A 21,832-nucleotide genomic window follows, 5' to 3' on the forward strand; every position below is an offset into this window, starting at 1 on the left:
TTTCAGCTAGTAAATGACGTTCAAAGGATCAGAGGATGTTGTTGATCTGCTCCTTAATTTTTTCAAGCTCTTCCTTCATGCTGACCACCAGATGCTGCACTGTTGAGTCATTGGCCTTGGAGCCGATCGTGTTTATTTCCCGACCCATTTCCTGGGCAATAAATGCCAGCTTCTTACCGCTGAGTTCGGGCAAGTAAACTGTTTCGGTGAAGTAATGCAGGTGGCTGATGAGACGCACTTTCTCTTCAGCGATATCCAGCTTCTCTATATAATGGAGTATCTCCTGCTCAAAGCGGATGGCATTAAACTGCTCATGCTTAGTCAACTCGCCAAGATGAGCTTGCAAGCGCAGGCGCACGTTTTCGATGCGGGTAGGATCGTGCCGGTCTATGTCGGCTAGCAGGATGCGGATACGGTCGACGTAACTGACGATTTCGATAGTCAGTGCCTGCCCTTCATTGTGGCGAAAATGATTTAGATGCTCCAGTGCCTCATGCACTAAGGGCAACAATTCTTCCCAGGCAACTTCCTCCTCTGGCTCAGCCTGCATCTCACTAGCCGACAGTATTACGCCGGGGAAACGTAGAGCTGCCAGCAGCGTCTCTTCACCAGGGTTAATGCCTACTTCATGAGCCACGGTTTTCAGCTCTTCAAATGCCGCCATCAAGGCTGGCCGACTTACATTAGATGTGGTGCGGGCAGCAGTAGGACGCGTAAAATCGAAGTTCAGATTCACTTTGCCTCGCACCAGACTTTTGGTTACCAGATTTCGGATTTCTAATTCCCGATCCTGCAGAAAGCGAGGTAGGCGCAGGCTCAGATCCAGAGTTTTGGAGTTGAGCGATTTGATTTCAACAGTGGCTGAGTAACGGTCAGTTTCGCGGTGCGCGATACCGTAACCGGTCATGGATTGAAGCATAAAAAGCGAGTCAGGAAAAGAAGTGAACCTCTACAAATGTAAAGAACTCACTATTGATGCCTAACTGACCAGCAGCGTCCAGCTTACACAGCTAATTCCTTGTTTTTCTGAGTTATACTTTAAAAAGAAAAGCACTTATTAGGTTGACACACTACCGATCATAAATAATAATGAGTGGTAAAAACGGCTTTCCGAATGAAATAGGAGTGGTGGCTAGGTGGTTAACGATTACATAACACCCAGGAAATATTGAGCTAATAGCCCCCCGGTACTTTTGTACTCGATATGGGAAACATCTGCTCAAAAAAGGCTTTTCTAGCCCTGTTTCTAACCGTTTTTACCCTTACTGTAGGGTTGGCCCAAAACGGTATTCTAAAAGGTACTATTAAGGACGCTACTACCCAGGAAGGGGTTATTGGCGGAACAGTCCGGCTGGCGGGCACCACGCTGGCCGAGCAAACCAATGTAGATGGCAGCTTCATTCTCTCCAATGTTCCGGCTGGTACTTACACAGTCATTATCACGTCCGTTTCCTACAAAAACCGCGAAATACCGCAGGTGGTAGTAAAAGCGGGCGAAACGGCAACGGTAAACTCGACCTTGGAAGAGGATACCAAGCAGCTCGGTGAAGTAGTTGTGCGAGGCGTGCGGCGCACCAATACGGAGGTATCCGTTATTTCTGAAATCCGGGAAGCCACGCAGGTAGTGAGCGGCATATCATCGGAGCAAATCGTAAAAACGCAGGATCGGGACGCCGCCGAAGTGGTGCGCCGCATTCCGGGTGTCACCATCATTGATAACCGCTTTATCCAGGTGCGAGGCTTGAGTGAGCGCTATAACTCAGTTTGGCTGAATGATGTAACCGCGCCTAGCTCCGAGACGGACAAGAAATCATTCTCTTTCGATATCGTACCTAGTGCGCTGCTCGATAGAGTGCTCGTGTTTAAAGACCCTTCACCCGAATTGCCCGGTGATTTTGCCGGCGGCTTGGTGAAAGTGTACCTGCGCAAGCCAGTGCTGAACGAGCGCTTGCTGACGGTAAACTACTCCGGCGGCTACCGCAATGGCACTACCGGCAATACCTTTTATACCGACAAAGGCAGCAACACCGACTGGCTGGGCTTTGGCGCCTGGCAGCGGGAGCTGCCGGGGGGCTTTCCGGTGCTGGGTTCGGCTTATCAGCAGTACGAGCGCGACTTCTATGCGAAGCAGCTGGACAATACCTTCCCTATCTTCAAAACCCAGGCGATGCCTGATGTGCGCTTCAACGCCTCGTATCTGGATCAGATTAACATAGGTGGTTTGGAAATCGGTAGCATTTCCTCGCTGAACTACACCAATACCTTCACCAACTACAGCATCGACCGCAATGTGTACGATGCCAGTGGAGAGCGCACGGACCGTTTGCGCGATGATCAGTCGACCAACAACGTGCGCTTGGGAGCCGTCCAAAACTTTAGCTTAATGCTTGATAATGGCGACAAGCTGGAGTTTCGCAACCTCTTCAACCAGTTTGGCCGCAACCAGCTTACCACCCGCGACGGCTACGATAATGAGGGTACGCAGGTGCGCAAAAGCTACGCGATGGGCTACCAGGGCCGCACTACCTACACGGGCCAGCTGGCAGGCACGCATAGCTTCAACGACGAAAAAACCAGCCTCGAATGGGTGGGCGGCTACGGGTACTCCAGCCGCAACGAGCCCGATCTGCGCCGGGTAGCATACTCCGTGCAGCCGGCAGGGAATGCAGAAGGAAGAGAGCCGGTCGAAACGGTGCTGACGCCGGCCGCTGGTCAGGTAGACGTGAACAATGCCGGCCGCCTGTTCCAGAAGCTGAACGAGGACATTTACACCGTTAACGTTAACGGCAAGCACAAGCTCACGGTGGGTGAGCGGGAAGTAGAGCTGGGCGCGGGCACCTACATCGAGTATCGCGACCGAAACTTTGAGGCGCGGGCTTTCGGCTACTCGCTCAACAGCACGGCCACCGATCAGACCATCCGCAACCAGAACATCGGGAACATATTTGCCCCCCAGAACATCGCCTCAGGCGGTTTCAGGGTTGATGAAGACATCAACTCCACCTATCAGTATGGTGCAAGCAATGAGCTGGAGGCGGGCTACTTATCGGTGAATGTGCCGGTGACGCCTAAGATCAAGCTGCTGACCGGAGCGAGGTTTGAGCGCAACGTGCAGAAAATAGAAACCGGCCTGAACGGGCAGCCGGTAAACCAGAACTACACGACCAACTTCCTGTTGCCTTCGGCTAATCTGAGCTATAATTTTTCGGAAACCAGCCTGGTGCGCACGTCTTACGGCCGGAGTCTAAACCGGCCGGAGTTCCGCGAGTCGGCGCCGTTCTTCTACTACGATTTCGACTTCAACGTCCTCAACTACGGGTCGCTGTATCTGAGCCCCGAAAGCCCGCTGAAGGTTGCCACCATCGACAACGTGGACTTGCGCTATGAGTTTTATCCTTCCGAGGGCGAGCTGATTCACGTGGGGGCCTTTTATAAGAACTTCCGCAACCCGATTGAGAACATTGTAGTCGCCACGTCCAACCTGGCTTACTCTTTTGCCAATGCGCCGAGTGCTTATGCCTACGGCCTGGAGCTGGACATCAAGAAGAACCTGAACTTCCTGGACGAGGCCTTCAACACGCAAGCTTTCGCCAATCTGACGGCCGTGTTCAACGCGTCGCTGATTAAAAGCGAGGTGAAGCTGGGCTCGGATGTGGTGGCCTGGGACCGCAACCGCGCGCTGCAAGGTCAGTCGCCTTACGTGGTGAATACGGGCCTGTACTACCAGACGCCCGATAATACCTGGCAGATGGCCGCTCTCTACAACGTATTTGGCCCCCGCATCCTGTTTGCCGGCAGCGACCAATACCCCGACGTAGTGGAGATGCCGCGCCACACCGTGGACCTGACGCTCACCAAGTCGATTTCCAAAAACTGGTCGCTGAATGCCGGTATTCAGGACGTGTTCAACCAGCGCGTGAACCTGCTCCAGGACTTCAACCGCGACAAGAAGTACGAGGTAGACACCGATCCTTCGCTGAGCAGCTACCGTCGTGGCGCTTACTACACCGTGGGCATGCGCTTCACCCTCGATGGTAAAGCGCCCCGCACTCCCCTCCCCTAGCTTCCAATTGCTTTATCTAACTCCCATTAGTCAACACTTCACCTTTTGTATGAGTAAGAAAAAGCTACTTCGCATCACCCCGCTAGCCTGCTCGGCAGCACTGATGCTGACTCTGGCAGCCTGCGAGAAGGAAAACACGACGCCAGCCCCAAATCCGCCCCCCACGGGTGGCACTACGCCCCCCGTCACTACCCCACCCACTGGCCAGTCGGTGGATGTGCAGGGCGAAATCACTACCAACACCACCTGGACGGCGGCGAATAAATATCTACTCAAAGGGTTTGTGTATGTACGCAGCGGCGCCACACTCACCATTGAACCCGGCACCATCATCAAAGGTGACAAGGATACCAAAGGTGCTCTAATTATTGAGCCGGGGGCCAAAATTGAAGCGAAAGGAACAGTTGCGAAGCCGATTGTATTCACCTCAAACCAGCCCAAAGGCGCACGTAATTATGGCGACTGGGGAGGAGTTATTATTGCCGGCAATGCGCCTGTGAACCCCACAGACCGCCCAGTTATTGAGGGCGGACCAACGACCAGGTATGGTACCGTCAATGTTACCGATCCTAACTCTCCGCTGAAGGCCGACAACTCCGGTACGCTCCAGTATGTGCGCATTGAGTTTAGTGGCATCGCTTTCTCGCCCAACAATGAAGTAAACGGCCTTACGCTGGCCGGCGTGGGCAGCGGCACTACTATCGACCATATTCAGGTCAGCTATAATGGCGACGACTCATTTGAATGGTACGGTGGGGCTGTGAATGCTAAATATTTGGTATCGCACCGGGCTTTCGATGACGATTTTGACACCGACTTTGGTTTCACGGGCAAAGTGCAGTTTGGGGTCTCCCTGCGCGATCCGCTCCAAGCCGACCAGTCAGGCTCCAAGGCATTTGAATCCGATAACGACGGCAACTCATCCAATAACCTGCCGCGCACAGCACCGGTTTTCTCCAACATTACGGCCATTGGGCCTTTGCTGAACCCTTCGCCCCAGGCCAATATCAGCAACCAATACACGGCTGGCGCTCATTTACGTCGCAATACTTCTACCAGCATTCTCAACTCGGTTATCGTCGGTTACCCAACCGGAGTGCTGATCGATAATGGCGTAACGGCGGCTCGTATTGCGGCCAATGAGCTGGTATTCAAGAATAACATTGTGGCTGGCTCGCTGACCAACTCCAACTCCGTGCGGGGGCAGCGCGACATTATTTACGTAGGTCCATCGGGTGGGCCAAGCAACCTGACGCCCAACAATACCATGAGCTCCGACTCGGCGGCCTGGGGCTCGGCTGTTGGCCCGCTTACGTGGTTGAAAGCCAGCGGTAACCGTCGCTACACCACCGCCGACAACGTGCAACTGTTGAATCCTTTCAACCTGACGGCGCCCAGCTTCCTGCCCCGCACGGCATCCCCGATCGTGACGGTGAGCCCCGCCACGGCTCCGGCCGCGCCCGCCAACTTCACGGATGCCAAGGTTTCAGATCCCTTTTTCACCAAAGTAGATTACATCGGCGCATTCTCCGGCTCCGGCAACTCGGCTGATAACTGGATGGCCGGCTGGACTAACTTCGACCCCCAAAACACTGATTACTAAGCTTATCATCTATCTTTATCTGATATACTATTCATGAAAAAGAGGCTCCGCAAGGGGCTTCTTTTTTTATGGGTTAGCAGGCCGATAAATAGTGCTTAGCTTAGCCAGTATGAAGCCGCGCGTACTTATGCTGCCCAAGTGGTACCCCAACCGCTACGATGACCAGGATGGTGACTTCGTGGCGCGCCACGTGGCAGCTATTGCGCCCCACGCAGACGTGGCGGTCGTATTCGCGACGGTAGCCGGCGGCCCATTAGCCGCCCTTACCGAGTGCGAAGAATCTATGGATGGCCCGGTACCTGTTCTGCGCTACTATTATCGGGCGCGGCCCAGCGGGTTGCCAATGCTCGATAAGCTGCTGAAGCTGCTGCTCTACTATTGGTGCGTGGGGCAAGGCTACAAGCAGGCAACCCAGCGCTGGGGGGCAAATCCTGACCTGATGCATGTGCATGTGCTGCTGCGCACGGGACTTGCTGCGCTGTGGTGGCGCTGGCGCCACGGAGTTCCTTATATTATTACCGAACACTGGACGCTGTATCTGCCATTTCGGGCTCATACTATTGGCTGGCTTCGGCGGCAGCTCACGCGCGTGGTTGTGCGCTGCGCGGCGGCGCGGCATACCGTATCGAAGGCGCTGCAAAGAGCTATGCAGGACCTGGGATTCAGAAATGACATAAGCGTAGTTATTGCCAACGTGGTCGATACGGACCTTTTTTGCCCCCCAGACGCTTTGCGCGCTCCCCAGACGCTTTTGCACGTAGCCGCTTTTCACGAAGACGTTAAAAACCTGACCGGCATCCTGCGGGTGGTGGCTGGCTTACGTCCGGCGTGGCCCGATCTGCGTCTGCGCCTGGCTGGTTACGGCCCCGATGAGGTTCGCATACGGCACGCGGCCCAGGAGCTAGGCTTGCTCTCCGATCGTACGGTCACTTTCCTGGGCAAACTTTCGCACGCCGCCGTAGCCGCCGAAATGCAACGCGCCACGGCGCTGGTTTCCTTTAGCCGGGCCGAAACCTTTGGCTGCGTACTGCTGGAGGCCCGGGCCTGTGCTTGCCCCGTGGTGGCCACGCATACGGGCGGGGTGCCGGAGCTATTTGAGCCAGTGGGCCACTTTGGTCTCCTCGTAGCCCCCGATAACGAAGCCGAGCTGGCGGCGGCCCTTTCGGCGGTCCTAAGTGGCAGCGCAACTTTTGAGCCCGATCAGCTCCGCCGTGATGCCGGGCTTCGCTGTAGTCCGGCGCGGGTGGGCAGCCAGTTTGCAGCTCTTTACGCCAGCATACTGCGGTCCGCTGGGGGGCAAATTCCGGCACAAATCAGCCCTCATTCAGCGCTTGTCTCATGCTGAAGCGGGTTTTTCAAAATATGGTCACGCGGCTGGCTACGGCCGGAGGCAGCTTCGGCATTGTGTGGCTCACGGCACGCTACTTAGGTGCGGCAGGCCGCGGCGCCATCAGCCTTTTCGTGACGGATTGTGCCTTGCTTTTGCTGTTTATCGGGCTGGTGGGCGGCGTTTCGCTTATCTATCTGGCGCCACGCCGCAACGTCTGGAACCTGCTGATACCGGCTTATATATGGGCAGGATTAGTGTGTACGGCGGGCGCGGCGGGTATTTGGGTGTGGCGGGCAGTGCCCTTCAGCTACGCGGGACATCTGTGGGGCATATGTCTGCTGCAAGCCTTTTTTCTGATAAACGCCGGGCTATTGCTGGGGCGGCGGCAGGAGCGCACCTATAATTCGCTGCTGCTTTTAGCTACTGGCTTGCAAGGTGGCTTGCTCCTGCTGGCTTTTACGCTGGGGCGCTGGCACGCAGTGGAGGTGTATTACTACGCCGCTTACATCGCCCAAGGCATTCCTTTTCTGTTGAGCCTGACGCTTCTCTACCGCCTGGCCGACCGTTGGCAGATGAGCCGTCGGCTACGCGCTTCGGCCCGCGAGCTGGCCCGTCACAGCCGCGCTGCTCATTTGTCTAACATATTGTCCTTCATCAACTTCCGCCTCAGCTATTACTTTGTAGCCTACTATGCCGATACCCATTCCGTCGGCGTATTGTCGGTGGGCGTAGCCCTGACGGAGGCCGTTTGGGTGATTGCGCGCAGCGCTTCGCAAAGCCAATACGTCGACCTGATTTATGCCACTGATAAACGCTCCCAACTGGCTCCTACCCTGCGCGGCATTCGCCTCACACTGCTCAGCACCACGGTTATTGTGCTGGCGCTATGCCTGCTGCCGGCTAGCGTGCTGGCCGCCGTATTCGGGGCTGACTTTGGGGAAGCGCGGCCCGTTATCCTGCTGCTGGCTCCGGGAGTAGTAGCCATGGCGGTCAGCATTATTCTCAACTCTTACTTTGCCGGATTAGGACGCTATCAGGTCAATACGGCGGCAGCCATGGGGGGGCTTTTTGTCACGGTTCCGGGGTGCTGGCTACTGATATCTCAGTGGGGAATTGAGGGAGCAGCCACGGCAGCGACCTTGTCCTACCTCTTCTCGACCGCGTATCTACTGCGTACTTTCCGAAATGCCAACGGTTTACCTCTAAGCGAGTTATTGCCCGGAAAAGCTGAGCTGCACTACCTTATTCAGCTGCTGCGCCTTCAGAGAAGCAAAGTTGAGCCCACAAGAGAAGTAGCCGTTAAATAGGTCTTTCGTCAGCTCATTAAGCGCCATCAGGCTTTCTTCACCGAGTTAGTGCGGCTGAATATGTACCGAAAACGCGGGCACTGGATCCGCCAGATGATCGGGGGCAGAAGCAAGCAGCGGTTCGGGCAGGTACATGGCGCAAAGCGTATTCGCTACTTGCACTAATTGCCCCCTAGCGGCGGCGGGCAACCCAGCCAGGATGCCAGCCAGTACCTCCCAGCGCGGCTGCCCCGGTTGGCGCGCCGCATCGTGCCACACGACTATCGTGTGGGGATGGACTAAGTGCTCAAACACGCGGCGCGTATCCGTGCGTACTGCTTCGTAATGATGGTCGCCGTCGATAAAAATCAAATCAAATGTCTGGCCTATCCCCACTAAGTCAAAGCTGGCGGAGTTGCCGTAGAGGTGCTGCACATTGGCTAAGTCTTTCGAGAAAAACCCGTGTAGCTCGGCGTAGCGCGCAGGCAAACCCATAGCCCGCATTTCGGCTGCTGATAGGTTGAGCGTATGAACTGACTTGGCCACCTGCGCCACATTTGCAGCGCTTTCGCCCCGCCACGTCCCTATTTCGAAGTAGCGACAATCCGCCATAGAACGCGCCAGACCACGCAGCAAGGCCAGGTCGGTGGGCAGCGAGCCACCCTCGCGAAAGGCAAACGGCTGCACCGTATCGCCGCTGGGGGGCAAAAATGACGTGAGAGCTACCGCCGGCAACCCGTGCGCCGTCAGGCAGTGGCGGCCAGCAGCACTGGCCAATGCCTGGCGCTGCCATGCTGCTTCGTCAGCAGCCACCACGTGATTGAGCAACCACGGATTTCGCACAAGGCTACCCAGCGCCCGCAGGGTTTTGGTAAGGCGAGACACAGTGTGGCAGGGCAGGTTTTAGGCGTGAAACTAGCTGATCGGCACTTTTTTCAGAATGGCCTCAATCAAATCCTGCGTGCGGATGCCATCGGCCTCGGCTTCGTAGTTGAGCAGAATGCGGTGGTTGAGCACGTCGGTGGCTACTTCTTTGATGTCTTCGGGCAATACATAGTCGCGGCTGTCGAAGAAGGCCACGGCTTTGGCGGCGCGGTGCAGGGCAATGCTGGCCCGAGGGCTTACCCCAAACTGCACGTACTGTGCAAACTCGGCCAAATCGTACTCGGCGGGCTTACGTGTGGCAAATACTAGTTCCACAATGTACTTCTCCAGGGTTTCCGAAATCTGAACCTGATTGATCAGGCCACGCACGCCAAACACGTCTTCCTTGGTAAGCACCGGGCTGACATCGCCCACGTAACTGAGGTTGGCCATGCGTCGCATCACTTCCAATTCATCGGCTTTCTTCAGGTAATCGACATACACTTTCATCATAAAGCGGTCGACCTGGGCTTCGGGCAATGGATACGTACCTTCCTGCTCTACTGGGTTTTGGGTAGCCAATACCAGAAAAGGCAAATCAAGCGGGTAAGTGGTTTCGCCGATGGTGACCTGTCTTTCCTGCATGGCTTCGAGCAGGGCGCTCTGTACTTTGGCCGGTGAGCGGTTCACTTCGTCGGCCAGTACGAGGTTGGCGAAAATGGGTCCTTTCTTTACTTGAAACTCCGACTGATTCTGATTGTAAATCATGGTGCCTACCAGGTCGGAAGGCAGCAAGTCGGGCGTGAACTGCACGCGCTGAAAGTGCAGGTGCAACACTTTAGAAAGTGTACTGATAGTCAGTGTCTTGGCTAGCCCCGGCACGCCTTCCAGCAATATATGCCCCCCAGTAAACAGCCCAATCAACAGCCGATTGACCATGTACTGCTGGCCCACCACCACTTTGCCTACTTCGGCAAATACCTGCTTGATTTTGTCCTGGTAATAAGCGAGCTGATCGGCGGCGTAGGCGGGGGAATCGGGAGCGGCCATAGGGGAGGGCGAGGAGGAAAGGCTTAAAAGTAGTGATTACGCGGCTTAGCAGCCGGCGCATTTTGCAGCCGGGAGCAGATTAAAACTCCGGTTTTGCCGCCTTAGTCTGTTTATGACCATATTTTCTCTCAAGCTCCTTGCCTATTTGGCGCTGCGCAACTGTTGTTGGGGGCTGAAATATACCCGGAACGTGGTGCCCTCGCCCACGGTGCTTTCCACTTCCACGTGGCCGCCAGCCTGCTGAATAATCCGGTTGACGAGGTGCAACCCCATGCCGGATCCCGCTACGTGGTCGTGGAAGCGGCGGAACATTTGAAACAGCTCCGCGCCGTGGCGGGCCATATCAATCCCCAATCCGTTGTCGGTAACGGTGAGAACGGGTACGCCGTCGACCAAATCGGTGCGCACCCGGATATAGGGCGGCCGGCCGGGCATGGCGTACTTCAGCGCATTGCTGAGCAGATTATAGAGCACGCTTTGCAGGTTGCTGCGCACAAACCACAGCGTGGGCACGGCAGTGGTATCCAGCTCAAATTTGCCCCCCACTTCCTCTACCTGCTCCTGCATACTACGAATAACCGACTGCGCGAGCGACTTAACATCTACTGGCTCGGCGGGAACCTGCTCGTGGCGGCGCTGCACCTGCACCAAGTCGGCCAGGTCCTGAATGGTGCCATAAATGCGTTGCAGGGCTTCCTCAAACATGGCGATCAACTCGGCCGTGTCGGGGTCATTGAAATGCGTGGTGCGGGTCAGCTCCTCAAAAATGCCTGCCATATTGTAAATGGGCTGCCGGAGGTCGTGCGAAGCGGTATACACGAAGTTGTCCAGGTCCTGATTGATACGAATCAGCTGGGCATTTTGCATTTGTAGGTGCTGTTGGGCGTGTTTTACATCGTCGATATCCGTGCACGAGCCAAACCACTTTATTACCTCGCCCGCCGTGTTGCGCAGAGGCTCGGCCCGCCCCAAAAACCAGCGGTAGCCTCCCAGGCGCGACACAAATCGGTACTCAATCTCATATTTGCCCCCCGTGCGGGCCGCTTCCTCCCAAGCTGCCTGGGAGCGTTGCTGGTCGTCCGGATGAATAAGTTTCAGCCACGCTACCGCGCCCAGGCTTTCGCTTGGATGAAAGCCTGTGGCATCCCACAATTGCTGATTGAAGTAGTCTACTTCTCCGTCGGCCGCCGCCGTCCATACAATCTGGGGAATACTCTCGGCCAGGAAGCGGAACTGCTCGTCGCGGCCTCGCAGCTCGGCTTGCAGCGCCGTGGTTTGTTGGCGGGCGCGTACCTGCTCCGTTACATCGATGCCAAAACCCAGAATGCCTTGGGTCTGACCTTGCGCATCATACAGCGGTTGGTACACAAAATCCAGGTAGTACTCCCGGCTGCTGCCAGTTTCAGGATCGAGAAGTTGAATGGGGGTTTCGCGACCTACGTAGGGCTTTTTAGAAGTATATACTTCATCCAGCAGCGACACGAAACCTTGCTCTACCAGCTCCGGCAGCAAGTCGGCTATTCGCCAGCCTAGTTTTATGCGCCCACCCATGAGGGAATTATAGCCAGGGTTGACAAAGGCATAGCGGTGTTCGGGGCCCGTTACGGTGGCAATGTAAGCCGGCACCTCACTTAGAATCTGCTGTAGCTGCTGGTCCTTTAGTACCAACTGTTCCTGCAGGTCGCGGAGTTCGTGAATGTCCGTACTCGAGCCAAACCAGCGCCGTGGCTGCCCCGTGGTCACATCCAGATCGGGCACGCCTTGGCCCAGATGCCAGCGGTATTGTCCATCATGCCGAAGCAAGCGAAACTCGCAGCGCCAGGGTCGTAGGCTATTGGTAGCGTCGAGGACCTGTTTTTGCAGCGCCTCCAGGTCGTTAGGGTGAACTGTATCAGTCCAGGTATCCTGAAAACCTGAGTCAGAAGCCTTGCCTGTATACTGGTACCATTGCGGGCTTATGTAGCTCAGTCGGCCGTCGGTTTCAGTCACGAAAGTGACGAGCGGCAAGCTCTCGGCCATCATCCGCAGTTCCCGGTCGCGCCGACCCATTTTGGCTTGCAGCACCTGGGTTTGCCGGCGCGCTTTTACTTGCTCGGTTACGTCGTAGGCAAAAATGGCCACGCCCACCGTAAGGCCATTTTCCTGTAAAGCCTGATACGTGAAGTTGAAATACAAGTATTTGGAGCCGTCAGCAGATGTGCTATTTATCCGAAGCGGCAGTTCATTGCCAAAGAAGGTTTCGCCCGTGCGGTACACCCGATCAAGCAATTCCACAAAACCCTGCTCCACTGTTTCGGGCAGCGCCTCCGACATCGGTTGGCCCAGCAGTTCCCGATCGAGAAACAGTGCTTGATACCGAGGATTCAAGTAGTCGAAGCGGTGCTCAGGGCCGCGCAGAATAGCTATGCTGGCCGGGGTTTGCTGAAAAAGCCGGTAAAATGTTTCGCGCTGTTGAGCTAGCTGTAAAGAGCCCGCCTGCACTTCCTCCATCAGGGCCTGGGTGCGCTGGCGAGCGAGTACTTGCTCCGTTACTTCCACGATAAAGGCCAAAACTCCCTGAATTTGCCCCCCAGCATCACGTAGAGCTTGGTAAGTAATATCAATGTAAATGGGATGTCGCGTTCCACTCACCGGGTCTACCAGTTCAAGGTAGGTTTGGAGATTAGCGACTGACTCACCCGTTTGGTAAACGCTATCGAGTTTGTCGATAATGCCTTGTTCTACCAGTTCCGGCAGGCATTCAGCCACCGGCTTTCCCACCTGGGCCCGGTAGCCCACCAATAGGTCATACCCCGGATTGGTGAAAGCATAGCGATGGTCAGGGCCTTCCAGCGTGGCAATCAGGGCTGGGCTTTGGCGCAGAATCTGGCGCAGCTGTTCGTCTTTTGCCGCTAGCTGTTGCTGAAAGCGCTTTTGCTCATCAATGTCGGTATTGGTTCCTACCCAACGCAGAATGCTGCCATTAGCAGCCCGAATTGCTTCGCCGCGGGCCAGAAACCAGCGGTAGCTGCCTTGCTGATCGCGCCAGCGGTGCTCGGTTTCAAACACTGTTCCTTGGCTTATAGCCGTCTGCCAGCGCTGTACAGTGGTCGCCAGGTCGTCGGGGTGAACAAACCCTTCCCAGCCCCATTCCTGCATCTCCTCAAAATTGCTCCCCGTAAAGTCGTACCAGCGTTTGTTGTAATACGTGACGCCCCCGTCAGGTCGCGCTACCCACGCCATTTGAGGCAGGGCTTCCATTACTTGCTGAAACTGCTGGTCCTGCAGGCGTACTTCTTCTAGCAGTTCAGCGGCGCGTTGCTTGGCCCGAACCCGCTCGGTTACATCTATTCCAAACACCAGCACTCCCTGCGTTTGCCCTTGCTCATCGGTCAGGGGTCGCAGCACGCCATCAAAATACAGCGTTTCGCCGGGGGAGTTGATTGCCGTGTCAGGCTGCTTGGTAGGCATTTCGCTCAGCTCAAACGGTACTCCCGTCTGATAAACCTGGTCTACCAGACGGATATAGCCCGTATCTACCAGCGAAGGGCGAGCTATGGCAGCGGGCACACCAAGCGCTGCCGCTTCGCCCAACAATTGCTGGGCTTGCTCATTGATAAAGCCATATACATGATCAGGGCCTAACAGAGTCGCTATCTGGGCTGGCACCTGCCGTAAGATCTGCTGGAGCTGTTGGTCGGCCGCTATTAGCTGCTGACGAGGCTGGCCCGCCGGAGCTTCATTCGTGTCGGCAGCTTTCCACTGTACCGTTTGACCCGTAGCAACGCGCGCAGCAGGCACTGGCACAGCCTCCACACTATACAAAACATAACGAATTTTGCCCCCCGCCCCCAGCACCGGCCATGCTCGGCTGTGCCAATTTCTCTTTATACTCGTCGAGTCGCCAGTATCTACGGCTACTGGATTCGAAGCTAGGGTCTGCTCATGCGCCGTAGAATGCTCCAGTACGTGGCGTAGTGACGCATACAGGCTTCGCCGTGCCCCGCCTTCCTCGGGCAAAGCTTCTTTTAATGGTTTGCCCAGCAACTGCTCCTTTGCTCTTCCAGTTGCTACTTCCAGTCCAGCCGAAACCGCTACAATAACCAACTCGGGGCTACAAGCCAGATAGCTACCTGGCAACGTTTCAAATAAGGCTTGATAATCAACTGAATCTAGGGTCATACAAGCAGAGCAACAGCCTTTAGGCACAAGTAGGTCCTCCGGCAATAATCATACAAAGTAAGGTACGCTGCCCGGCGCAATTGAACGCACTGATTTTGGCATTAAGCAAAAAAAGCCCCCTGCACAGTTGGCAGAAGGCTTTTAAAGTACCAGAGACGGGAATCGAACCCGTACTTCCAAAGGAAACAGCATTTTAAGTGCTGCGTGTCTACCTATTCCACCACTCCGGCTCTTGCTTGGTTCTTACCCCGGTAGGTTGGGGTTTGAGCGTGGCAATTTGGGCACAATAACTGTAAATTCTCAATTCTATGATCATTATTTACGCCATTCACGTGATGTAGTTCCAATGGGATGGGTTGTTCTAGCCACTGACTTAACATACATTGCTCACATTGATGAAGCTTAAGACCTGTACTTAGCAGACGGTATTTCAAGCGGTTACTCGACGTGTACTTAGAATTTTGGATGAGCACATTCTCCCACGAAAAGCTTTTTGAAAAAGATTGATACCGTTCTCCCACATTCCAACCTTTACCCGTAAAGTGGCTTGTGTCAAGGGTCAATTTGGTGATACGCGTTTGCACCGTCTTATAATTACCCCCCGCTGGCACTAGCCCTAATCGCACAATTATCTGTGCAATCGATAAGCTCTGAGCTACAGCTTTGCTAAACTCCTCGTCCGATATTTTTCTTCTCATGCAAAACTATCTGCACAAAGATAGCAACATCCTCATAAAGGTAGACACTTATTTAACGATCTAAATTAATGTCTGCCTTTTCATCAATAAGCGTATTGAACAAGCTAAAAAAGAAAAAGGACGCTGCTGAATAGCAACGTCCTTTTTTCATCTGGAGCGGGAGACGAGGTTCGAACTCGCGACCTCGACCTTGGCAAGGTCGCGCTCTACCAACTGAGCTACTCTCGCTTGAGATACGCCGCCGAAGCAGCGAATGGTGCGACAAAAGTACAATGTATTTCGCTTTTGTCAAGAGGTGAAGCCACATTTTTCTTGATTTATCTCGCAAAAAGTTGCTTCGCCCTCATTCTCAGGCACTTTTTTTACTACCTGGTTCTGCTCTTTGGCTTGCGCAACTTTAAATGGCTTTCCTTATTTGCCCCCCAGCGCCAGCTTCAACTCGTTCAGCTTTAGCAGCGCTTCGATGGGCGTGAGTGTATTCACATCAAGCTGTTGAATAAGGTCGCGCACGCGCTCCAACGCCGGGTCGGCGGGCTCGAACATACTTAGTTGCAGGCTCGGACGCGGGGCTGTAGCTACGGCCGCCACCGGCTGGGCCCGCGGACCGCGCTGGGGGGCTTTTTCGGGCGCTTGGCCATTTAAGGGCAGTACTTTGCCACCTTGCTCATCGGGTTCCAGGCCTGCCAGCAACTCATCAAACTCGGTGGGCGCGTCGGTCTCGGCGTCGCCGGCATGAGCCCGCTCCTGCTCCAGGTGATGCATGATTTCGTTGGCCCGCAGCACCACCGAAGTGGGCATACCCGCCATTCGCGCCACATGAATACCGAAGCTATGCTCTGAACCGCCGGCCACCAGCTTGCGCATAAACAGAATGCGCCCGTCGGCTTCCTTCACGGCCACGTTGTAGTTGCGCACGCGAGGGCAATCATCGGCCAGCTGGTTTAGCTCGTGGTAGTGGGTGGCAAATAGCGTTTTGGCCCGCGCTTTTAGGCTGTTGTGCAAATGCTCCACAATGGCCCAGGCAATGCTGATACCGTCATAGGTGCTGGTGCCGCGCCCAATTTCGTCCATCAGCACGAGGCTGCGGTCGGAGAGGTTATTCAGGATGCTGGCCGTTTCAGTCATCTCTACCATGAAGGTGCTTTCGCCCTTACTCAGGTTATCGGAGGCACCTACACGGGTAAAAATCTTGTCAATAACGCCGATGGTAGCAGCATCGGCGGGTACAAAAGAGCCGATTTGGGCCAGCAGCACAATAAGAGCCGTCTGGCGAAGTAGCGCCGATTTGCCCGCCATGTTAGGACCCGTGATGACCACAATCTGCTGGTCGTCCTGGTCTAGGCAGATGTCGTTTGGAATGTAAGCTTCGCCGGGCGGCAATTGTCGCTCAATAACGGGGTGGCGGCCCTGACGAATATCGAGCAGACTGCCGTCATTCACCGTCGGCTTTACATAGTTGTACTGACGAGCCGTGGCTGCAAACGAGGCCAGACAGTCGAGCACGCCAATCGCACGGGCGTTCTGCTGAATCTGCGGCACATAGTCGGCGGCGGCTTGCACCAGTTCGTTGTAGATGTTCTGCTCAATTACGAACAGGCGGTCCTCGGCGTGCAGAATCTTCTCCTCGTAGGTCTTTAGCTCCTCCGTAATGTAGCGCTCAGCATTTACCAGTGTCTGCTTACGAATCCAGGTGGTTGGCACCTTATTCTTGTGGGCATTAGACACTTCCAGATAATAGCCAAACACCTTGTTGTAAGCTACTTTCAGGGAAGAAATACCCGTATTCTGCTGCTCGCGCTGCTGCAATTGCAGCAAATAATCCTTGCCCGAAAAGGCGATGCTGCGCAGCTCGTCCAGCTCCTTGTCAATGCCATCGTTGAGCACGCCTCCCTGGTTGGTCAGCACGGGCGCATCGGGGCGGATTTTGGTAGTGATGTCGGTGCAGAGAGTTTCGCAAGGGTTGAGCTGATCGGCCAGCTTCTGCAAGGCGCGGATGCCAGAGCCCGCCAGCACTGTCCGAATGGGGCCAATAGCCTCCAGCGCCCGACTCAATTGCAGCAGCTCCCGCGGGTTAATACGGCGCACGGCAACCTTCGAAATCAGGCGTTCCAGGTCATTTATCTGGCGCAGGTGCTGGGTTATTTCCCCCAATAGATCAGTATTTGCCAACAAAGCTTCCACCGTATCAAGGCGGCGCTGAATCTGAGCGGCTTCCTTTAGCGGCAGCACTACCCATTTGCGCAGCAGACGAGCGCCCATCGGCGTCACCGTTTGGTCCAGAATCTCAATCAGCGGCACGCCCCCTATGTGCTGAGGCTGCACCAGTTCCAGGTTGCGCACGGTGAAGCGGTCCAGCCACACGTATTTATCCTCTTCCAGACGCCCAATGCCGGCAATATGGCCCACGTTGGTGTGCTTGGTTTCGGCCAGATAGTGCAGAATGCAGCCCGCCGCCGTGATACCCTCGCGCAAGCCATCAATGCCGTAACCTTTAAGCGAAGTGGTTTTGAAGTGGCGCGTGAGCGTATCGTGGGCGTAATCAAATCCAAATACCCACTCATCGAGGGCGTAGTGGCAGAAGTCGGGGCCAAAGTGCTGCTCAAACTCCTGGCGGCTTTTTTTGCAGAAAAGCACCTCGGCAGGGCCAAAGTTCTGGAGCAGCTTGCCTAGATACGGTACGTCGCCCTGGGCCACCAGAAACTCGCCGGTGCTGATGTCGAGAAAGGAAATACCAGCCTCCTGCTTGCCAAAATGAACCGCGCAGAGGTAGTTGTTGGACTTACGCTCCAGCACATTATCGTTGAACGAGACGCCCGGCGTAACCAATTCCGTTACGCCGCGCTTCACCAGGCCCTTGGCTTGCTTGGGGTCTTCGAGCTGGTCGCAGATGGCTACGCGCTGCCCGGCGCGCACCAGCTTGGGCAAATACGTATCGAGGGAGTGGTGCGGAAAGCCCGCCAACGCCACTTCTGAAGAGGTGCCAGCGCCGCGCTTGGTGAGCACAATGTCCACGATGCGGCTTGTGGTGACAGCATCTTCGCCGAAGGTTTCGTAAAAATCGCCCACCCGAAACAGGAGCAGCGCACCGGGGTACTGCTGCTTCAGCTGATAGTACTGACGCATGAGGGGCGTCGTTTCGAGGGTAGGCGCCACGGCGGCGTAAGCTTCGGAGCGCGGCCCTGGGCCTTTTTTAACTTTTGTTTTCAACTGTTTCTGTGCTTTTGGGCCACTCTTGGCCAGCGCGCCGGAACGCGTTCCTACCTTTGCGTTATGCGCAAACTTTCGATGGAAGAGCTGAACCGACTGACGGTAGCAGACTTCAAAAATACGCAAAAAATCCCCCTTACCCTCGTGCTCGATAACGTGCGCAGCCTGCATAATGTGGGCGCCGCCTTCCGCACCGCCGATGCATTTGCGGTAGAGAAAATCTGGCTCTGCGGCATCACGGGGCGCCCGCCCCACCGCGAAATCACCAAGACGGCCCTGGGCAGCACGGAGTCGGTAGCCTGGGAATTTGCCCCCCAGACCACCGATGTAGTGCGCCAGCTGCAAGCCGAGGGCTACGTGGTGATTGCGGTGGAGCAGACGGATAGCAGCCAGTCGCTCAGTGCTTTCCAGCCTGATCCAACGAAGCCTTATGCGCTGGTAATGGGCAATGAGGTGTTTGGCGTGGAAGACGAAGTATTAGCCCTGTGCGACGCGGCCGTAGAAATTCCGCAGTTCGGGACCAAGCACTCGCTGAACGTGTCGGTAGCGGCGGGCGTGGTGCTCTGGGATTTTATGCGGAAGATGGGTTTTGGCAATTAGTCATACCACCTATAGGTCCTCCTTATATGAATATGGAAAAATTTGATCCGAACGAACAAATCAGAACGTCATGCAGAGCAACGCGAAGCATCTCGCGTGCTGACACTGGATTACTAATCCTGCAAAACACGCGAGATGCTTCGCGTTGCTCTGCATGACGTTCTGATTTAATATTTAGTGTGGAAAGGATTGATTCCGTTCGTTAATCCCCAATCACAAAAAAGCGGCAGCCCCGATGTGGAGCTGCCGCTTTTTCAGTTGGCAAATAGTTATTTCGTAATCAGCACTTTGCGCACGGCGGCGTCGCCTTCTACGCCTACACTTACCATATACATGCCAGCCGAAAGCGCACTCAGGTCGAGGGCTTGCTTGAGTTCAGTTTGCGCGCCGGCCAGTAACTGACGCAACACTACCTGCCCCAGCGTATTGCGCACGATGATCTGCAAACCGGCGGTGGGCTTCGCAAAGCGTGCCTGCACCGTGAATCTGCCTTCACTTGGGTTAGGGTACACATTCAGGCCGCCGGTCTTTTTCAACTCGGAAGCCAGGCTAGTGACGGTGTTATCCTGAATACGCAGGTTGTCGATGGCCCAGCCCCAGCCGTGCGCCGCCGGATCGGCGAAAAGGCGGAAGCGCAGACGTACCACATCGCCGGCGAGGAAGTAGCCGTTGTCGCGCAGGTTCATGGCACGCGGCAAAAAGAGCGCCTGCGTACCTACAGCCGTGGAGTTTTGCTCTTCATTGATGGCGCTATTGTACGCGGCCAGCCACTCCTCTTTATCGCGGGAGTCGTAGCCATCAGCCACCGGATTCCAGGTCTGCCCGCCATCCGTGCTGCCTTCTACTATTACATAGTCGAAGAAATCGGCGCTGGGGAAGGGAGCACCATCTGAGCCTGGCTCTACCAGAACCACTTCATCGAAGGTAAGGGTTGACTTCGCCGGATCAGCCTCAACAATAATGGGGGTCAGCAGCTGATATATCAGCGTATTATTGGCATCGGGGTAAGGATGAGCGGAGTGAATAGCCAGATCATTAAAGCCTGCTGGCTGCGCGATGGAGAAGCCATTACCCACGAAATCGGGGGGCGTAGCTGCCGTTATGGCGTTAAAATTATTGACGTAGGAAGCCTGGGGGGCTTTTATACTCACCACCGGCACCCGGTATACGTCAGTGGTGGGGTTCACCGTCTGGTTGGCATTGGAAGAAGCATCGCGGGCGATAAGGCGGTAGGCGATTAGGTCGCCCGCCACAATAGGTGCGCCCGCCGTGCTGGCAATGGAGCCCCGATACGTAATATTATCAGACTGGCGCGTCAGGTTGAAGGTGGGCCGCGCAATGCCGTTCACACTGTATTCTACTGCTACAGAGGCTATTCCAATGTTATCACTGGCCTGGGCCGTCAGGACTAAAGGCAGGTTGCTGGCAAAGATGAACGGGGACGGCTGATGAACCAGCACCGGCGGCACAACGTCGGGGCCAACAAAGAACTGGTAGCGCGGCTGCGTGTTCGTTGCTTCCGTGGACAACAGCACGCCAGGAGCCGTGTACGTGCGAGCCGTTTCGACATCGGCGGCCGAAATATAATAGCTCACCCGACGGCCCAGGCCGGGATTAGGAATGGTGGCCGTATACTGCGTAGAGCCGTTGGCGGCCGTCATCGGGAGCACCGTGTCGGTAGCGCCCGGCGCATCGGTGCCATTATCAACGCGGTAGTACAGGCGCACGGAGCCCGGCACGATGGTGCCGTCGCTGACCACATTGGCCCGCACCACAAAGTCCTGGGCGGTTTCGGTATCTCGTAAGGAAGGGTTGTGACGAATAGCGGTATTAAACCAGCCCATTTCGTCGAACATCTTGAGCGTGATTGGGCCAGGGCTCTGAATAGCCTCGGCTCTGCCAAGGACGGGTGTCATCAGGGAATTTGGGTCGCCGGCACGATAAGAAACCTCGTCCAGGTGCGAAATGCTGGAGCCGCCATCAAACTTAGCGGGGGCGTACAGACGGGCGCGCTGCCCGTTCGTGACAGCGTTAACCAATGGGCTGCCGAAGTACAGATCATTGCTAGTGAACTGATCGGCGAGGGCCAGGGAAGGACTAGGGAACCGGCTGTTGCCGGCCAGCCGGTTTCCCGGACCATTCTCGATGTATGTAGAGAAAACCCAGGGGAAGCCGGAGCTGTTCAGACTTGCTATGGGGCCCGTTACGGGCGGCGGATCGGTGTAGCTGGAAGCTGCCACGAAGCCCAGGCCGTGGCCCAGCTCGTGCAGCACCACCGATACCAGGTCGTATTTGCCGGCGGGCGGAAGCCCATCAAGACCCAGGTACCAGTCGAAGTTGCTGCTGAACTCGGCGCTGATGTCGGCATTTGTGCCATTGAGCTCCTGGCCGGCAATTTTCTCGGCTAAAGCTACCGGATACCAGATGTTGCTCTTGGGCGCGCCCGGCAGGTTCCGATAAATCTGGGTAGCGCCGGCGGCACCCAGCACACCTTCATCCAGGGCTTCCCAACGAGCTTCTACCCGAATAACAACCGGCGAAAAGAGCAAGGACTGCCAGATATCGACTGCCTTCTGGAAGGCCGCGCGGGCATCGGCGGGGAAGCCAATGTAGGTAACCTCAATGCGGGCCCGGTCGGCGGTGGGGCGGCCGGCAGTGCGGTTCAGAAACTGAGCCGGAGGCGCCACATAGGTGTGCATGTCCTCGTTCCGGGCGTAGCAGATCACGGGCTTCGCGGGCCGCGATTCCAGCACCAGTTCGGCCTGTGATACCAGCTGCTGCGCGCGCGCGGTGCCCAATGTTCCGCATGCCAGGAAAGAGAGTAAGAGTAGTTTTTTCACAAATCAACGGACGGCACATTCGGCCAATAAAGCTGTAGATCCTTAAATTTAGAGTATCGCGCTCATTTTTCCGAAAAAATATCCCTTCTTACCAGTATGCTCCTATTAGCTTCGGTATTTGCGCCGAATC

Annotated in this window: 12 protein-coding genes and 2 tRNA genes; 5 read left to right on the top strand and 9 right to left on the bottom strand. The window is 55.7% G+C overall.

Annotated features, from left to right (window positions below):
- Positions 1 to 28: 28 nt before the first annotated feature.
- A complete protein-coding gene (locus IEW06_RS03040; protein ID WP_187733965.1) occupies positions 29 to 919 on the bottom strand; it encodes a YicC/YloC family endoribonuclease in 891 nt (296 codons plus the stop codon).
- A 285-nt stretch (positions 920 to 1,204) separates the two neighbouring features.
- On the opposite strand from IEW06_RS03040, the gene IEW06_RS03045 reads away from it, so the two are divergent.
- The 4 genes from IEW06_RS03045 to IEW06_RS03060 all read left to right on the top strand — a co-directional run bounded on the left by IEW06_RS03045 (position 1,205) and on the right by IEW06_RS03060 (position 8,303).
- Entirely contained in the window at positions 1,205 to 4,063 is a 2,859-nt protein-coding gene (locus IEW06_RS03045) for a TonB-dependent receptor (protein ID WP_187733964.1), read from the top strand.
- 49 nt (positions 4,064 to 4,112) lie between these two features.
- The gene (locus IEW06_RS03050) at positions 4,113 to 5,666 is read left to right on the top strand and encodes a beta-helix domain-containing protein (RefSeq protein ID WP_223284846.1); all 1,554 of its coding nucleotides are present in this window, start codon (positions 4,113 to 4,115) and stop codon (positions 5,664 to 5,666) included.
- 109 nt (positions 5,667 to 5,775) lie between these two features.
- Positions 5,776 to 7,011: a glycosyltransferase gene (locus IEW06_RS03055; protein ID WP_187733963.1), complete on the top strand. Its 1,236-nt coding sequence runs from the start codon at positions 5,776 to 5,778 to the stop codon at positions 7,009 to 7,011.
- Entirely contained in the window at positions 7,005 to 8,303 is a 1,299-nt protein-coding gene (locus IEW06_RS03060; RefSeq protein WP_187733962.1) for a lipopolysaccharide biosynthesis protein, read from the top strand. The genes IEW06_RS03055 and IEW06_RS03060 overlap by 7 nt, the downstream gene beginning before the upstream one ends.
- A 45-nt stretch (positions 8,304 to 8,348) precedes the next feature.
- On the opposite strand, the gene IEW06_RS03065 is transcribed toward IEW06_RS03060, so the two are convergent.
- The 7 genes from IEW06_RS03065 to mutS form a co-directional block, all read right to left on the bottom strand.
- Positions 8,349 to 9,167, bottom strand: a complete 819-nt coding sequence (locus tag IEW06_RS03065; protein WP_187733961.1) for a class I SAM-dependent methyltransferase — start codon at positions 9,165 to 9,167, stop codon at positions 8,349 to 8,351.
- A 30-nt stretch (positions 9,168 to 9,197) separates the two neighbouring features.
- A complete protein-coding gene (locus IEW06_RS03070; protein ID WP_188547409.1) occupies positions 9,198 to 10,196 on the bottom strand; it encodes an AAA family ATPase in 999 nt (332 codons plus the stop codon).
- A 141-nt stretch (positions 10,197 to 10,337) separates the two neighbouring features.
- Positions 10,338 to 14,357, bottom strand: coding sequence for a PAS domain-containing protein (locus tag IEW06_RS03075; RefSeq protein ID WP_188547411.1), 4,020 nt, complete (start codon positions 14,355 to 14,357; stop codon positions 10,338 to 10,340).
- 147 nt (positions 14,358 to 14,504) lie between these two features.
- Positions 14,505 to 14,587: transfer RNA gene (locus IEW06_RS03080), tRNA-Leu, on the bottom strand.
- Positions 14,570 to 15,055 (bottom strand): HNH endonuclease signature motif containing protein, encoded by a 486-nt coding sequence (locus IEW06_RS20960; protein ID WP_187733956.1) that lies wholly within the window; start codon positions 15,053 to 15,055, stop codon positions 14,570 to 14,572. Before IEW06_RS20960 ends, IEW06_RS03080 begins: the two co-directional genes overlap by 18 nt.
- 152 nt (positions 15,056 to 15,207) lie before the next feature.
- A tRNA-Gly gene (locus IEW06_RS03090) sits at positions 15,208 to 15,283 on the bottom strand.
- Positions 15,284 to 15,466: 183 nt separating this feature from the next.
- Entirely contained in the window at positions 15,467 to 18,178 is a 2,712-nt protein-coding gene (gene mutS / locus IEW06_RS03095) for a DNA mismatch repair protein MutS (protein WP_187734231.1), read from the bottom strand.
- 147 nt (positions 18,179 to 18,325) lie between these two features.
- Between mutS and IEW06_RS03100 the strand changes: the two genes are divergently transcribed.
- Positions 18,326 to 18,862, top strand: a complete 537-nt coding sequence (locus IEW06_RS03100) for an RNA methyltransferase (RefSeq protein ID WP_188547413.1) — start codon at positions 18,326 to 18,328, stop codon at positions 18,860 to 18,862.
- A 269-nt stretch (positions 18,863 to 19,131) separates the two neighbouring features.
- Here the strand turns inward: IEW06_RS03100 and IEW06_RS03105 are convergent, their stop codons facing one another.
- Positions 19,132 to 21,702, bottom strand: a complete 2,571-nt coding sequence (locus IEW06_RS03105; protein WP_188547415.1) for a T9SS type A sorting domain-containing protein — start codon at positions 21,700 to 21,702, stop codon at positions 19,132 to 19,134.
- Positions 21,703 to 21,832 lie beyond the last annotated feature (130 nt).

The organism is Hymenobacter qilianensis, assembly GCF_014638675.1.
Classification (GTDB): domain Bacteria; phylum Bacteroidota; class Bacteroidia; order Cytophagales; family Hymenobacteraceae; genus Hymenobacter; species Hymenobacter qilianensis.

Bases quoted from the DNA above. Each gene is read 5' to 3' on its own strand.
- IEW06_RS03050 (WP_223284846.1), top strand. From the start codon at position 4,113: ATGAGTAAGAAAAAGCTACTTCGCATCACCCCGCTAGCCTGCTCGGCA.
- IEW06_RS03055 (WP_187733963.1), top strand. From the start codon at position 5,776: ATGAAGCCGCGCGTACTTATGCTGCCCAAGTGGTACCCCAACCGCTAC.
- IEW06_RS03075 (WP_188547411.1), bottom strand. From the start codon at position 14,357: ATGACCCTAGATTCAGTTGATTATCAAGCCTTATTTGAAACGTTGCCA.
- IEW06_RS03100 (WP_188547413.1), top strand. From the start codon at position 18,326: ATGCGCAAACTTTCGATGGAAGAGCTGAACCGACTGACGGTAGCAGAC.
- IEW06_RS03060 (WP_187733962.1), top strand. From the start codon at position 7,005: ATGCTGAAGCGGGTTTTTCAAAATATGGTCACGCGGCTGGCTACGGCC.
- IEW06_RS03070 (WP_188547409.1), bottom strand. From the start codon at position 10,196: ATGGCCGCTCCCGATTCCCCCGCCTACGCCGCCGATCAGCTCGCTTAT.
- IEW06_RS20960 (WP_187733956.1), bottom strand. From the start codon at position 15,055: ATGAGAAGAAAAATATCGGACGAGGAGTTTAGCAAAGCTGTAGCTCAG.
- mutS (WP_187734231.1), bottom strand. From the start codon at position 18,178: ATGCGTCAGTACTATCAGCTGAAGCAGCAGTACCCCGGTGCGCTGCTC.
- IEW06_RS03040 (WP_187733965.1), bottom strand. From the start codon at position 919: ATGCTTCAATCCATGACCGGTTACGGTATCGCGCACCGCGAAACTGAC.
- IEW06_RS03045 (WP_187733964.1), top strand. From the start codon at position 1,205: ATGGGAAACATCTGCTCAAAAAAGGCTTTTCTAGCCCTGTTTCTAACC.